This window comes from Candidatus Goldiibacteriota bacterium (assembly GCA_016937715.1).
Taxonomy (GTDB): Bacteria; Oederibacteriota; PGYV01; order PGYV01; family PGYV01; genus PGYV01.
Genome location: JAFGWA010000053.1, coordinates 1 through 13,805 on the forward strand (window position 1 = coordinate 1; position 13,805 = coordinate 13,805).

General features: G+C 42.2%; 17 protein-coding genes. All 17 read left to right on the top strand.

All coding sequences use genetic code 11. From position 1 onward, the window contains the following. Window positions 1-973 (top strand): NHL repeat-containing protein (locus JXR81_06200; protein MBN2754445.1); only part of this gene is annotated, 973 nt, incomplete at its 5' end. A 191-nt stretch (window positions 974-1,164) separates the two neighbouring features. Further along, complete coding sequence (locus tag JXR81_06205) at window positions 1,165-1,746, top strand: SIS domain-containing protein (protein MBN2754446.1); 582 nt, start codon at window positions 1,165-1,167, stop codon at window positions 1,744-1,746. After that, window positions 1,743-2,726 (top strand): D-glycero-beta-D-manno-heptose-7-phosphate kinase, encoded by a 984-nt coding sequence (rfaE1, locus tag JXR81_06210; protein MBN2754447.1) that lies wholly within the window; start codon window positions 1,743-1,745, stop codon window positions 2,724-2,726. Before JXR81_06205 ends, rfaE1 begins: the two co-directional genes overlap by 4 nt. A 65-nt stretch (window positions 2,727-2,791) precedes the next feature. Then, a complete protein-coding gene (gene rfaE2 / locus JXR81_06215) occupies window positions 2,792-3,283 on the top strand; it encodes a D-glycero-beta-D-manno-heptose 1-phosphate adenylyltransferase (protein ID MBN2754448.1) in 492 nt (163 codons plus the stop codon). 15 nt (window positions 3,284-3,298) lie between these two features. Beyond that, the gene (kdsB, locus tag JXR81_06220; protein ID MBN2754449.1) at window positions 3,299-4,027 is read left to right on the top strand and encodes a 3-deoxy-manno-octulosonate cytidylyltransferase; all 729 of its coding nucleotides are present in this window, start codon (window positions 3,299-3,301) and stop codon (window positions 4,025-4,027) included. 5 nt (window positions 4,028-4,032) lie between these two features. Then, a complete protein-coding gene (locus JXR81_06225; protein ID MBN2754450.1) occupies window positions 4,033-5,664 on the top strand; it encodes a CTP synthase in 1,632 nt (543 codons plus the stop codon). Between the two features lie 3 nt (window positions 5,665-5,667). Beyond that, window positions 5,668-5,901, top strand: coding sequence for a hypothetical protein (locus JXR81_06230; GenBank protein MBN2754451.1), 234 nt, complete (start codon window positions 5,668-5,670; stop codon window positions 5,899-5,901). Then, entirely contained in the window at window positions 5,846-6,688 is an 843-nt protein-coding gene (kdsA, locus tag JXR81_06235; protein ID MBN2754452.1) for a 3-deoxy-8-phosphooctulonate synthase, read from the top strand. The genes JXR81_06230 and kdsA overlap by 56 nt, the downstream gene beginning before the upstream one ends. After that, complete coding sequence (locus JXR81_06240; protein MBN2754453.1) at window positions 6,685-7,098, top strand: ribonuclease HI family protein; 414 nt, start codon at window positions 6,685-6,687, stop codon at window positions 7,096-7,098. The genes kdsA and JXR81_06240 overlap by 4 nt, the downstream gene beginning before the upstream one ends. Then, window positions 7,091-7,273 carry a hypothetical protein gene (locus tag JXR81_06245; GenBank protein ID MBN2754454.1) on the top strand — a complete coding sequence of 61 codons (183 nt, stop codon included), beginning with the start codon at window positions 7,091-7,093 and terminating at the stop codon, window positions 7,271-7,273. The genes JXR81_06240 and JXR81_06245 overlap by 8 nt, the downstream gene beginning before the upstream one ends. Further along, a complete protein-coding gene (locus tag JXR81_06250; protein MBN2754455.1) occupies window positions 7,260-8,621 on the top strand; it encodes a TldD/PmbA family protein in 1,362 nt (453 codons plus the stop codon). The genes JXR81_06245 and JXR81_06250 overlap by 14 nt, the downstream gene beginning before the upstream one ends. Window positions 8,622-8,921: 300 nt before the next feature. Continuing rightward, a complete protein-coding gene (locus JXR81_06255) occupies window positions 8,922-9,650 on the top strand; it encodes a hypothetical protein (GenBank protein MBN2754456.1) in 729 nt (242 codons plus the stop codon). Beyond that, window positions 9,643-10,539 (top strand): hypothetical protein, encoded by an 897-nt coding sequence (locus tag JXR81_06260; GenBank protein MBN2754457.1) that lies wholly within the window; start codon window positions 9,643-9,645, stop codon window positions 10,537-10,539. The genes JXR81_06255 and JXR81_06260 overlap by 8 nt, the downstream gene beginning before the upstream one ends. Window positions 10,540-10,553: 14 nt before the next feature. After that, the gene (dctP, locus tag JXR81_06265; protein ID MBN2754458.1) at window positions 10,554-11,564 is read left to right on the top strand and encodes a TRAP transporter substrate-binding protein DctP; all 1,011 of its coding nucleotides are present in this window, start codon (window positions 10,554-10,556) and stop codon (window positions 11,562-11,564) included. Window positions 11,565-11,567: 3 nt separating this feature from the next. Continuing rightward, window positions 11,568-12,059 (top strand): TRAP transporter small permease subunit, encoded by a 492-nt coding sequence (locus JXR81_06270; protein MBN2754459.1) that lies wholly within the window; start codon window positions 11,568-11,570, stop codon window positions 12,057-12,059. After that, window positions 12,056-13,333: a TRAP transporter large permease subunit gene (locus tag JXR81_06275; GenBank protein ID MBN2754460.1), complete on the top strand. Its 1,278-nt coding sequence runs from the start codon at window positions 12,056-12,058 to the stop codon at window positions 13,331-13,333. The genes JXR81_06270 and JXR81_06275 overlap by 4 nt, the downstream gene beginning before the upstream one ends. Window positions 13,334-13,431: 98 nt before the next feature. After that, window positions 13,432-13,632 carry a cold-shock protein gene (locus JXR81_06280; GenBank protein ID MBN2754461.1) on the top strand — a complete coding sequence of 67 codons (201 nt, stop codon included), beginning with the start codon at window positions 13,432-13,434 and terminating at the stop codon, window positions 13,630-13,632. The last annotated feature ends 173 nt before the right edge of the window (window positions 13,633-13,805 follow it).

The following is a 13,805-nucleotide window of genomic DNA, read 5'->3' on the forward strand; positions in this document are numbered from 1 at the left end:
AATTGGGGTGATGTTTTTGACTTTTGTGATGTTGATATCCTGCAGTAAAAAATCTCAGCCCGCTGAACCTGTAGAACCCACACCAACGGCAACAAACACGCCATATCACGAATTTTTAGGCGCATGCGGAAGCGAAGGAACGGCAACGGGGGAATTAACTTGTATTGAAGCTGTTGTTGTTGATAGCGACAATAATATATATGTAAGTGACGGTTGCACGGGATATGTTAGCAAATTTAATAACGGTATGGTATATCAGATGAGATGGGGAACGAGTTTAAATGGGAACGGATTACTCGATGCGCCATATTTCTTACTGTCAACTTCTTTAAATGAAATACTTATTTCTGAATCTTTTGAAAATAGAATTACGAAATTTAATAATTCAGGAACAATATTGGATTACTGGGGTGAAAGCGGAATCACTCAAGGAAAGTTTTCTGGAGCGGCCGGATTATATGAATATGGTGCAAATATCTATGTGTTGGATGCTAATAATAAAAGAATTCAAAAATTTGATTCAAATGGCAATTACATTTCGGAATTTAGCATTATTACTGTTAATGATCCTTCATATTGTACATATTGGGATATGGAAGGTGATTTATATGGCTATTTGTATGTTATAAATGATTCTGAGAAGTGCATTAAAAAATTCAGTACTGATGGTACTTTTATAAAAAAATGGGGTAATGACACATACAATGTAGGCGGCATTCCTGGGCCTAAATGTGTTGCGGTATATGGAAATTTACTATATATAAGCGATATGGCGAAGAATGCTATTGTAATTTTTGATCTTGATGGTAATTTCAAATATGAAATACGCGGTTACACAGAAGGCGGTACATATAAAACGTTATCTGACCCAAACGCCCTTGCTCTTGATTCCGCGGGAAATATTTATGTCTCTGAATCCGACACAGGCGTCCGCCGTATTGTAAAACTAAGCGGAACACCTTTGTATAATTAAAAAAGTTTAATTTATATCCTTGCGGTTAAATCGCCGGGATGTATTTGAGTTTTTGTAGGAATGCACTCCTGTGCTGTCCGGTTCTTACGGTTTAATTATTATAACACTATCATCCTTTAATTACTGTTGACTTAATCCATACCGCTAATTATAATTAATTCCAGCATATATATCACCCACAGGGAGAAATTATGAAAGAATATTTCAGGCAAAATGTTGATGAAATTCGCGATGTTCAGGAAAAAAGTTTTGAAGCCCACAAGGATACCACCCTCCCCAAAATAGCCGACGCGATGTATAACTGCCTTTCTGCAGGAAATAAGATAATGATATGCGGCAACGGCGGGTCGGCTTCTGACGCGATGCACATAGCGGCGGAATTTGTTGTGCGCCTTAAAGAAAACAGGCGTGCTTATCCTGCCATGGCATTATCAAATGACCCTGTGATTATAACCGCCTGCGGCAATGATTTGGGGTATGAAATGATTTTCGCGCGCCAGGTAGAGGCCTTTGGAAAAAAAGGCGATGTGCTTATAGCGCTTTCCACATCGGGCAATTCCCCTAATGTTATTAAAGCAATAGAAGAAGCAAAAAAGCAGGGCGTTACAGTAATTGGTGTTACAGGCGAAGGCGGCGGAAAAATGGCATCTATGTGCGACGTACTGCTGGATATAAAGTCAAAAAGCAGCGCCCGCATTCAGGAAACTTACATGACTTTTCTCCATACGCTCTGCTTCATAACCGAAAAAAGGCTTGCCGGCGAAAAAATATGAAAAACATACAAATATCATCGCTTAAAAAAATAGTCGGCAGGTTTAAGGGCAAAAAAATACTTGTAGTGGGCGACCTTATGATAGATGAATATATTTGGGGGAATGTCTCCAGAATATCTCCGGAAGCGCCTATCCCCGTGGTGGAAGTATCGCGTGAAGAATCAAAACCAGGCGGCGCGGCCAACGTAATAATTAACCTTATCGCTATGGGCGCGAAAGTATACTGCGCCGGCGTGGTGGGCGCGGATGCAAATGCCCACAAACTTGAAAAATATTTCAGGGACCATAAAGTCAATTACTCCGCACTTATTGAAGATACAAACAGGCCTACCACAATAAAGACCAGAGTCATCGCGCATAATCAGCAGGTGGTAAGGATTGATAAAGAAAAAAAGCTTGCCATCAGTTCCGCTATAAGGGAAAAGATGCTTATAAAACTTAAACCTGTTATAAAAGAGATGGACGGAATAATACTTTCTGATTACAACAAGGGAATGATGACAAAAGAAATAGTGGACGGTGTAATGAAGGCAGCTGCGGGTAAAATAGTGGCGGTTGACCCTAAACCCCAGAATATGGGTCTTTTTAAAAATACCACCCTTATCACGCCCAATAAAAAAGAAGCTGCGGGAGCCACAGGTATTGATATAGAGACGGAAAAAGATATTCTTACAGCAGGCAATAAATTAAAGAAAGAACTTAACATAAAAGCGGTGCTTATCACAAGAGGCGAAGACGGCATGTCCCTTTTTGAAGACAGCGGTATTTCTCACGTACCCACTGTTGCCCGTGAAGTGTTTGATGTGACAGGCGCCGGGGATACGGTTATATCGGTTGCCACGCTTGCGCTGTGCGCGGGCGCGGATTTTAAAGAAGCGGCGGTGCTGTCAAATGTGGCGGCAGGAATATCCGTTGCCGAAGTGGGCGTATACGCTGTCACCGCAAAAGAATTAATTAATGAACTTAAGGCTAAATGTTAATATAAACAGAAGGCAAAGCGGAATTTTTTAATATACCGTTATTGTCCGGTAACTTTAGGAGCACCATGAACAAGGTAATTTTCAGCAGAAAAAAACTTATAGAAGAAGTTAAAAAAATAAAAAAATCCGGTAAAAGAGTAGTCTTTACAAACGGATGTTATGACCTGCTTCATGTGGGGCATATCAGGCTTCTTCAAAGCGCAGGAAAAAAAGGAGATAAACTGATTGTCGCCATTAACAGTGATGCTTCTGTCAGGCGCATAAAGGGTGAAAAAAGGCCCCTGATAAATCAGAAAGAACGCGCTGAAACTCTGTCCGGCCTTGAATGTGTTGATATCGTAACTGTGTTTAATGAAGATGACCCGTTTAATATAATAAAAGATATTTTGCCGGACATACTTGTAAAAGGCGGCGACTGGCCGCTGGACAAAATAATAGGCAGTGATATAGTGATAAAAAACGGCGGCAAAGTGATGAATATAAAATATCAGGCGGGTAAATCCACCACTAACCTTGTAGGAAAAGTAGTAAGCGCGTATGGGACAAAACCGCTGTAAAATTTAAGGAGCCATATGAATATTATAGGAATAATTCCGGCAAGGCTTAAATCATCCCGCCTTCCCGAAAAGATGTTAAAAAAGATAAAAGGTAAAACCCTTATAGAATATGTTTATGAAAATGCGAAAAAAGCAAAACTGCTTAAAAAATTATACGTGGCAACAGACAGCGTAAAGATAAAAGAGGCAGTGGAGAGGTCAGGAGGGCTGGTTATTATGACTTCTTCCAAATGCAAGTCAGGCACGGAACGTATTCAGGAAGCGTTAAAAACGGTTAAGGCAAACATAAATGACATTGTTGTCAATATACAGGGGGATGAACCCCTGCTGGAGCCGAAACTTATAGATGCCGCTGTACAAGTGCTTGTCAATGACGACAGGTATGACTGTGCCACTATTGCATCGCAGATAACGGATTCTTCGCATATAAAGGATCCGTCGTGCGTTAAGGTGGTAACGGACATGGACGGCGGCGCGTTATATTTTTCGCGCGCGGTTATCCCATTTTCCAGGGACGGCAAAAAAGTGCCTGTTTTTAAACACATAGGACTTTATGCTTACAGGAAAATGGTGCTTGACCGGTGGAACAGCATGAAGAGCTGCTACGAATCAGTGGAGAAGCTGGAGCAGTTAAGAATGCTGGAAAATGGAATGAAAATAAAAGTTATTAAGGCAAAAAGCAAAAGCATAGGAATTGATACACTCAAAGATTTTATGAACTTCAAAAAAATAATAACAGGATAAAAAATATGTCAAAATATATATTTGTAACAGGAGGCGTTGTATCGTCTCTGGGCAAGGGAATAGCGGCATCTTCTATCGGCGCCCTGCTTGAAAGCAGGGGGTTAAGAATTGCAATGCAGAAATTTGACCCGTACATAAATGTGGACCCGGGCACAATGAGCCCTTTTCAGCACGGCGAAGTATATGTCCTTGATGACGGGGCGGAAACCGACCTTGACCTTGGCCATTATGAACGGTTTACCTCGGCTTCTTTTTCGGCGCTTAACAATGTGACCACGGGAAAAATTTACCAGTCGATAATTGAAAAAGAAAGAAAGGGCGATTACCTTGGCAAGACCGTGCAGGTGGTGCCGCACGTTACCAATGAAATTAAGAACAGGATAAAAATGGCCGCGCGTAAGGATATAGACGTGGTGATAGTGGAAATAGGCGGCACAGTGGGGGACATTGAAAGCCTGCCGTTTCTGGAAGCTATAAGGCAGATGCAGATTGACGAAGGCCGCGACAACGTGCTTTTTGCACACCTGACGCTTGTCCCTTATATAAGGGCTGCCGGTGAGATTAAGACAAAGCCCACCCAGCACAGCGTAAGCGCCATGAGGTCAATTGGAATACAGCCGGGAATCCTGCTGTGCAGAAGCGAAAAGAAAATATCAAAAGGCGAAAGGGATAAAATAGCCCTTTTCTGTAATGTGGAAGAAAACGCCGTGATTCAGGCGCTGGACGTAAGCACCATTTATGAAGTGCCAAGGATGTATCTTAATCAGAAGCTTGATGATATAATTTTAGAGAAACTTAAGATAAAAAAAGCGCGCAAAGCTGACCTGAAAAAATGGGACGCGATAGTGCGCAGGATAAAAAAACCGGCGCTGGAAACTGAAATTGCGGTGGTAGGAAAATATCTTGAAGTTCAGGACGCCTACAAATCAATAAAGGAAGCCATTCTGCACGGCGGCATTGCCAATAACTGCAGAGTGAATATTAAATGGGTGGATTCTGAAACAATAGAAAAAGCGCCCGCGGCGGCAAAAGCATTAAAAGGCGTGTCCGGCATACTTGTACCGGGCGGTTTTGGCAACAGGGGAATTGAAGGCAAGATTAACGCGATTAAGTACGCAAGGGAAAATAAAGTGCCGTTTTTTGGAATATGCCTTGGAATGCAGATGGCAGTCACGGAATTCGCGCGTAATGTATTGAAATTAAAAGGCGCCAATTCCACTGAATTTGACAGGGAGACTCCGTATCCTATAATTTCTCTTTTAGAGGAACAGAAGTGCGTAAAAGATATGGGCGGTACGATGAGATTAGGTTCATACCCATGCAGGTTAAAGCCTGGCTCCAGAATCTATTCTGCGTATAAAGAAAAAGTGATATTTGAACGTCACAGGCACAGATATGAATTTAACAGCATATTTAAAGAACGTATGGAAGAAAAGGGAATGACGGTTTCGGGATTGTCGCCTGACGGGCTTTTAGCGGAAGCGGTTGAAATAAAAAACCATCCGTGGTTTGTGGCTGTCCAGTACCACCCGGAATTTAAGTCCAAACCTGTATCGCCGCACCCTCTTTTTAACGGGTTCGTAAAAGCATCCGTGGCAAAAAATAAATTTAAAAAGGCAAAAGAAATAAAGGGGTGAAGAATGGAAGAAAAGAAACCGGAACCGGTTAACAAGCAGGCGTTAGAGGCGGATATGCTGAAAATAATGCAGATGCACGACAAGTCCGCCCAGGAAAAGTATAACGCTATACAGGATCTTGCAAGAAAATACAATATGCCGCTTGAAAAGCTTTTAAAAAACATAATAACGGACTGGTGCAATGAAGACAAAGAAAAAAAGTTCAGCCAAAAAGGTAAGTTTAAAAAAATTCTTTGAACTGTCGCAGGAAGACTTTTTCTTTATAGGCGGGCCGTGCGTAATTGAAAATGAAGACATGGCTTTTAAAACCGCGTCCGCGCTTAAAGAAATCTGTTACAGTTTAAACATCCCTTTTATTTTTAAAGCGTCCTATGACAAAGCCAACAGGACTTCGGCTTCGGCGTTCAGGGGCGTGGGCATGGCAAAAGGGTTAAGGATACTTGGAAACATAAAAAAGAAGCTGTCAATTCCCGTCTTAACAGACGTGCATTCCCCGGAAGAGGCCACAGAGGCCGCGAAAGTGGTTGATGTGCTTCAGATACCCGCTTTTCTTTGCAGGCAGACAGACCTTTTAAACGCCGCGGCGGAAACGGGCATTCCGGTTAATATAAAGAAAGGGCAGTTTTTATCGCCTTATGAAGTGGAAAATATGGTTAATAAAGTCCTGGCAAAGGGCAATAAGAACATAATGCTGACTGAAAGAGGGTTTTCCTTCGGGTACAATAACCTTGTGGTGGACATGAAATCCATTGCCATAATGAAAAAACTTGGGTATCCTGTTATAATTGATGCAACGCATTCGGTTCAGCGGCCGGGCGGGGCGGGCACAAGCAGCGGCGGCGACGGCGAGTTTGTGGAAACCATAGCCAGGGCATCTGTGGCAGCGGGAGCAAACGGGCTTTTTATGGAAGTGCACCCAAGCCCGGAAAAAGCTTTAAGCGACAAAGCCACGCAGTATCCGCTTAAATCTGTTAAAAAGTTTCTTGAGGAATTAAAAAATATATTTGAGACGGTGAAAAGATGAGTAAATATGTTGGATTTGCGGACGGCGCCAGCAGCGGTAATCCGGGCGACGCGGGAATAGGCATAGTTATAAAGGAAGACGGAAAGGAAGTATTAAGGGTCTCCAAATCCATAGGGGTGGCCACCAATAACGTGGCTGAATACATGGCAATAATAAAACTTCTTGAAATGACAGATGACCTGGAAATTGACGAGATTGAGATATTCTCGGACAGCGAACTTGCGGTAAAACAGATTAACGGCGAATACAAAATAAATGACGAAAAACTGAAAGAACTTAACGCTAAAGTGCAGTCATTCAGGAGCATAACAAAATTTACCGTTACGCATGTAGGCCGTGAAAAGAACAGCGACGCGGATAAACTTGCAAAAGAGGGAAGTAAAAGAGGGAGCAAGCTGCACAATGTATGAACTTTTAACCGGCATTTTTTTTACAATATTCGCGCTTGCGGTTTACGGCATGCTTAAATACGGTTTTAATATTGTATTTGTTTATATAGGGCTGTTTTCACTTCTTATTATCGTATGGGGTATGGCTGCCGTGCTGAAAGAAAGAAAAGGGAATCAAAAAGATGAGCAGGATTGATAATGAAGCCGTCCGCAAAATGGCGGGGGCGGGTTTTAATATCTGGGATATTTTCTATGAGAAGTCCGCTTCATTAAGCATTACCTTTGAAGACAACCGTGTTGATAAAGTACAGTCGGGCCTGGATGAAGGCTTTGGGCTGCGCGGGACAAAAGGCAATAAAACATTTTATGGCTTTACCAATAATATATCCTCCGTTAAAAATGTCGCTGATACCATTGCCGGCGCGGGAAAAAATTCAGGCGCTGATTTTATATTCTCCGAAATGAAACCTTCTGTTTTTAATCCTGTTAAAATCATGCCGGATACAATATCCGTGGATGTAAAAACCTCCCTGTTAAAAGAAGTAAATGACATGATAAGGGCGGAATACAAAGGAATAAGGCAGGTAAATGCTTCTTATCTTGAAAAAATACAGGATGTGGAAATAATAAATAATAACGGGGTCCTTGTAAAAGACAGGCGCGTATACACGTCTTTTATTGTTTTTGTAATTGCGGCAAGGGAAAACAGAATAGAGACCGCGCACGCGGTAATATCGGGACATGCGGGATTTGAAGTGCTTGATAAAGATACAGTTTTCAGCAGGGCTAAAGATGCCGCGGGGCTTGCGGTATCAATGCTTGATACTGACAGAAAGATAGCGGGACAGATGCCCGTGATACTGTCTTCAACAGCCGGCGGCACAATGATACATGAAGCTGTGGGCCATTCGCTGGAAGCCGATCTTGTGCAGAAAGATATGTCTGAATATAAGGGCAGAATGGGGCAGAAGGTAAGTTCGCCCCTTATCACGGTTATTGATGACGCGACCCTTACAAACAAGCGCGGGTCTTTCTCGTTTGATGATGAAGGCACTCCCGCGCAGAAAACAGTCCTTATAGAAAACGGAATACTTAAAAACTTTATGTATGACAGGGAAACCGCGGCCAAAGACAATACGCAGTCCACGGGCAACGGGCGTAGGGAATCTTACAGGTTCCGCCCCATACCAAGGATGCGCAATACCATGATAGCGCCCGGTAACGGCAGCCCGCAAGATTTGATAAATGATACCAAAGAAGGTATTTTTGTAAAAAGAATGGGCGGGGGGCAGGTAAATACTGTTACCGGCGAGTTTATTTTTGAAGTCAAAGAGGGCTATTTAATAGAAAATGGAAAAGTAACTGTTCCCGTCAGAAACGCCACGTTAATGGGAAAAGGCGCGGACGTTATAAATTCAATTGACGCTGTCTGTAATGATATAGGGTTTGATGTGGGCACCTGCGGGAAAGACGGGCAGGGAGTTCCGGTTTCTGACGCCCAACCCACACTGCGTATTCCAAAGCTGCTGGTGGGAAGTAAGTAGTACTGGTAGAGGCTTGGATGCTTGGAAGGTTAGATGCTCGGTTTAGAACTGGTAGGCGCGGGTCTTTAGCCCGCGGTAGTTGAAATTAGTGTTTGGTCTGGTTCTGGTAGGCGCACCCTTTTAGGGTGCGGCAGTTAGTATTTATTTATTGGTTAAATGGATAACAGTTTATGGGATAAGTTCTTTACCGTAATCATTTCCCCCCTATTTTACGTCAAATAATCAGGTAAAGATTAAAAGTGGACATCATAATTTTGGTATGTTACATTATTAATGCTTTAAAAAACACGGAGGAAATTGATGAAAAAGTTCATGATATTGGCTGCGGCAGTTGTGTTTTCAACAGTTTCTGTGGTATATTCGGCCGATTCTGCAGGCAATACCTGTAACACAGCTGCGGAATTATCATCAAGTTTTTATCCTATAGGGCTTAATAATATCCTTTATCTTAAAGGGTATAAAAAAGACAATCCGTCAAAAGAAATGTTTATTAAAGCAGAGGTTATAAAAATAGAAAAAAAAGATGGTAATGATTATTACTATTTTTTCGCGCCGCAGGTAGGGGTAAGGTATCTTGTAAGGGAGACACAGGAAGGTATTGAAATGAGAGTTATAAAGTATCCATTTCCTTTTTTTGGATTTTCAATAGAAGTGGATCTTAAACCCGCGATGACCTTTCTTAAGTATCCGCTTAAGGTGGGTGAAAAGTGGAATTATAAGGGGAAAGCTGAAGCCACTGTACTTTTTATAAAATTAGGAAGGGAAATAAGCACGGATTTTGAGATTGTCTCAAAAGAAACCATAAAGCTTCCTGCCGGGGAATTTGAAGCGTATCATATCACGGCAAAAGTGGATGAAGGCGACGGAAAAGGTATTCATACAGAAAAGTACTGGTATGCCAAAGGTTTGGGGTATTCCAGGGCGGATACAAGCGGACACTTTGCGGAACTTGTGGGTTATAAGATTTTTGATGAAAAAACAGGCAAATTTGCCGAAAAGATACCTGACGGGGTGGAAAAATATGAATAAGTTTAAAGCGGTTGTTATAACCGCATCGTTATTTCTTTTTCTTTTATCAGGCTGTTCTTTAAAGCGGACAATTGTTAATTCCACGGGCCTTATAATGGATGATGTAGAGGGCGCTTTTTATGAAGAAAACGATATTTTATTCGCCCAAGCCGCTATCCCCGGCAATTTAAAACTGCTGGACGGCCTTATAAGAGGTTCAAACCATGAAAATGAAAGCCTTTTAATAAAGGGAAGCAAACTTTACGGTATGTATGCCATGGCTTTTCTTGAAGACGCCACGGCGGATAAAAAGGCTGACAGGGAAAATATGGCAAGGGCAAAAAATTTTTATAAACGCGCCAGGGATTATGGTATGGCGGCGCTGCTGAAGAATAACGATTTTAAAAAAGCGCAGGAAGGTAATTATGATGACTTTAAAAGTTCGCTTCAGGCGTTTGGAAAAAATGACGTAGAGCCGTTATTTTGGACGGCTTTTTCCTGGGGCAGTTTTGTTAATTTAAGCAAGAACTCGCCTATGGATATCGCGGACCTGCCCAAAGTAAAGGCTATGATAGAGCGCGTAATAGAGATAGACGACACTTATTTTTACGGACTGCCGCACCTTTTTATGATAGTTTATTACAGCATGCCTAAAATGTTCGGCGGCGATACGGACCTTGCAAAGAAAGAATATGACAGGGTAAAAGAGATATCAGGCGCTAAACTTGCGCTTGTTGAAGTTTATATGGCAAAACATTACGCGGTGCAGTTACAGGACAGGGCGCTTTTTGACACCTTCATTGAAGCTGTAAATAATACCGATGATGATGTAATACCTGAAAAGATGTTCACGAAAGTAGCTAAGAAAAAAGCGGCGGTCATGGCTGAAAGGGCCGATCAGCTGTTTTAAAAGGAGGTTTTATCATGAAAAAGTTAACTTTAGTTATCCTGTCATTGCTTTTAACCGCCGGGGTTTTCGCGGCAGAGAAAAAAATTATTATTAAGTTCGCGTCGGTTGCGCCGGACGGTTCCACATGGATGAATATAATGGAAGAATTTGCCGAAGAAGTGACAGAAAAGACCGGCGGGGCTGTGGAATTTAAATTCTATCCCGGCGGCGTAAGCGGCGATGAAAAAGACGTTCTGCGTAAGATGAAGATAAACCAGATAAACGCGGCAGGCTTTACATCACAGGGTCTTGGAGAAGTCGTAAAAGAAGTAAGGCTTTTAAACCTTCCTTTCATATTTAACACATATAAACAGATAGACCATGTGATGGCAAAAATGTCCCCTTTCTTTGAGGCGGAATATCAGAAAAAAGGGTACACGGTGCTTGGCTGGCCGGAAGTTGGTTTTGCGTATGTATTCAGCAAGGATAAGGTTGAATCGCTTGCGGATTTTAGGAAAGTTAAGATGTGGATCTGGGGCGATGACCAGCTGGTGAATTCACTCTTTAAAAATATCGGGATTGTACCCATACCGCTTGCGCTGTCAGATGTTAATCAGTCCCTGCAGACCGGGCTTATTGAAGGGGTTTACGGTTCGCCGCTTTCCGCGATAGCAATGCAGTGGAATACCAGCGTAAAGAATATGCTTGATATAAAAGTGGCAAACGTACCCGGCGGGATTCTGATAAATAATAAAACATGGTCGGCTTTGACTGATGAACAGAAAAAAATAATAAAAGATGCCGGAAAAAAACACTTCACAAAACTTACGGCAGCAAGCCGCAAAGAGAATGAAGAGGCGATAGCGGCCCTGAAAAAAACAGGGACAAAAATATCCGCTATTAAAGGGCAGGAAGATATAAAAGTGCTTGATGAAGTGGCTATTAAGACGGCAAATGACCTTGTTGGAAAATTCTACACAAAGGCACAGCTTGATGAAATGCTTGGTTATATTGAGGAAGCAAAAAAAGAAGAAAAGGTAAAATAATAATTGAAATTTTTAAGAAGTTTAAATTATAACGTTTACAGGATCCTTAAAGCTGTGGTGGTGACCCTTTTTATACTGCTGCTTGCTTTTTCCGCCATGCAGGTAATTCTGCGCCTTGTTTTTAAAACAGGCATACCCAATGCGGAATCGCTTTCAAGGTATCTTGTCCTTTGGGTAAGCTTTTTGGGCGCTTCGCTTGCCGCGTTTAAACACCGTCACATCAACCTTGATATTTTAAGCAAATACCTTAAAAAAATAAATCCCGGCCTTGTGGGTGTTATTATCAGCACGGCAGCCACGGTTATTCTTGGGTTCCTTTCCTGGGCCGGAGTGGTTTTTATCTTAAATGAAATGCCTGACTCGCAGAAAATATTTTTTATACCTGTATGGGTTATGGAATCCGTAATACCGTTGACGTTTATTGTAATGATGTTTATCTATTTTCAGGGTATTTTTGACAGCGTAAAAATCATGCGCAAGGCGGTTAAAAAATGACCGCGGCTATAATAGGGATAACGGCGGTATTACTTGCCATAGTGGGAATGCCTTTATTTCTGGTTTTCGCGGGGCTGGCTGTGGCGCTTTTTATAATGGCGGGAATAGACACATCTGCCGTTATTATAGAAATAAGCAGAATGGCCGCTTCTCCCGTGCTTATTGCAATTCCGCTTTTCACTTTTGCGGGTTATCTGCTGGCTGAAAGCGGCACTCCCAAAAGGCTAATTAAACTAACCCGCGCGCTTGTGGGTTCCATAAAGGGCGGCACCGCTATTGTGGCTTTATTTGTCTGCGCTTTTTTCACCTCTTTTTCCGGCGCGTCAGGCGTAACCATTATCGCGTTGGGCGGAATTCTGTACCCGATGCTTATAAAGGATAAATATCCGCAGAACTTCTCGCTGGGGCTTTTAACCACGTCGGGCAGCCTGGGGCTTTTATTCCCGCCAAGCCTGCTGCTTATACTCTATGGTGTAATTGCAAACGTAAGCATATCAAAACTTTTCATAGCCGGTATAATTCCCGGCGCTATATTAATCCTTCTTATGTCGTTATGGTCTTTAAAACAGGGAGCGGTGCTTGATAATACAGAGCCGTTTGAATGGGGCAAACTGATAAGCGCTTTAAAAGAGACCGCGTGGGAAATTCCGCTTCCGTTTGTGGTAATCGGCGGTATTTACAGCGGAACATTTACGGCGTCAGAAGCCGCCATATTAACCACCGCGTACGCCTTCATAATAGAGGTTTTTATATATAAGGATTTATCTTTAACACGCGACATTCCAAGGATAATAAGGTCAAGTATGATAGTGGTGGGCGGGATATTTGTAATACTTGGCGCCGCTATGGGCTTTACCAATTACCTTGTGGATGAACAGGTTCCCATGCAGATTCTTGACTGGTTAAGGACTTATGTGCACGAAAAGTGGCTGTTTCTTCTTCTGTTGAACATATTTCTTATAATTGTGGGAGCTGTGCTGGATGTTTTTTCGGCATTAATTGTTGTATTGCCCTTAATGCTGCCCATTGCAAAGGAATTCGGCATAGATCCCGTGCATATGGCTATTATATTTTTGGCTAACCTTGAAATAGGGTACAACGCGCCGCCGGCGGGTTTAAACTTGTTTATAGCGTCTTTCAGGTTCAGAAAACCCGTGCTTACGCTTGCAAAGGCAACACTGCCTTTTCTTGCCATGCTTATTATAGGGCTTATGCTTATAACGTATATTCCGGATTTAAGCCTTGTGCTTATAAGGATTTTTAACGTACAGTAAAAAGGGTATTGACATAAAAGCAAAAAAATGTATAATTTTTCCATAAGTGTAGAAGAAGTGCTGCACGGATTTAAAAATTTTTTGGAGGTAGTAGAAGTATGGCAAACGGAAAGGTGAAATGGTTTAATGAAAAGAAAGGTTACGGTTTCATTGAACAGGCAGGCGGAAAAGATGTATTTGTTCATTTTGACGCAATCAAGATGGACGGCTTTAAGACTCTTAGAGAAGGCGAAGAAGTTACGTTTGACATCGTAGAAGGCGCAAAAGGACCCCAGGCAGCAAACGTACAGAGAGGCTAATCAGCTCTCTCCCAATAAAAGCCCGGCGGATATCCGCCGGGCTTTTTCTTTTTCCCAAGGGGAAAAAATAAAGGCCCAAGATGTTGATGAGGGCTTTTTCTTTTTCCCAAGGGGAAAAAATAAAGGCCCAAGATGTTGATGAGGGCTTTTTCTTTTTCCCAAGGGGAAAAAAT

Coding starts and splice junctions, on each gene's coding strand:
- JXR81_06205 (MBN2754446.1), top strand. CDS start 1,165: ATGAAAGAATATTTCAGGCAAAATGTTGATGAAATTCGCGATGTTCAG.
- rfaE1 (MBN2754447.1), top strand. CDS start 1,743: ATGAAAAACATACAAATATCATCGCTTAAAAAAATAGTCGGCAGGTTT.
- rfaE2 (MBN2754448.1), top strand. CDS start 2,792: ATGAACAAGGTAATTTTCAGCAGAAAAAAACTTATAGAAGAAGTTAAA.
- kdsB (MBN2754449.1), top strand. CDS start 3,299: ATGAATATTATAGGAATAATTCCGGCAAGGCTTAAATCATCCCGCCTT.
- JXR81_06225 (MBN2754450.1), top strand. CDS start 4,033: ATGTCAAAATATATATTTGTAACAGGAGGCGTTGTATCGTCTCTGGGC.
- JXR81_06230 (MBN2754451.1), top strand. CDS start 5,668: ATGGAAGAAAAGAAACCGGAACCGGTTAACAAGCAGGCGTTAGAGGCG.
- kdsA (MBN2754452.1), top strand. CDS start 5,846: ATGAAGACAAAGAAAAAAAGTTCAGCCAAAAAGGTAAGTTTAAAAAAA.
- JXR81_06240 (MBN2754453.1), top strand. CDS start 6,685: ATGAGTAAATATGTTGGATTTGCGGACGGCGCCAGCAGCGGTAATCCG.
- JXR81_06245 (MBN2754454.1), top strand. CDS start 7,091: ATGTATGAACTTTTAACCGGCATTTTTTTTACAATATTCGCGCTTGCG.
- JXR81_06250 (MBN2754455.1), top strand. CDS start 7,260: ATGAGCAGGATTGATAATGAAGCCGTCCGCAAAATGGCGGGGGCGGGT.
- JXR81_06255 (MBN2754456.1), top strand. CDS start 8,922: ATGAAAAAGTTCATGATATTGGCTGCGGCAGTTGTGTTTTCAACAGTT.
- JXR81_06260 (MBN2754457.1), top strand. CDS start 9,643: ATGAATAAGTTTAAAGCGGTTGTTATAACCGCATCGTTATTTCTTTTT.
- dctP (MBN2754458.1), top strand. CDS start 10,554: ATGAAAAAGTTAACTTTAGTTATCCTGTCATTGCTTTTAACCGCCGGG.
- JXR81_06275 (MBN2754460.1), top strand. CDS start 12,056: ATGACCGCGGCTATAATAGGGATAACGGCGGTATTACTTGCCATAGTG.
- JXR81_06280 (MBN2754461.1), top strand. CDS start 13,432: ATGGCAAACGGAAAGGTGAAATGGTTTAATGAAAAGAAAGGTTACGGT.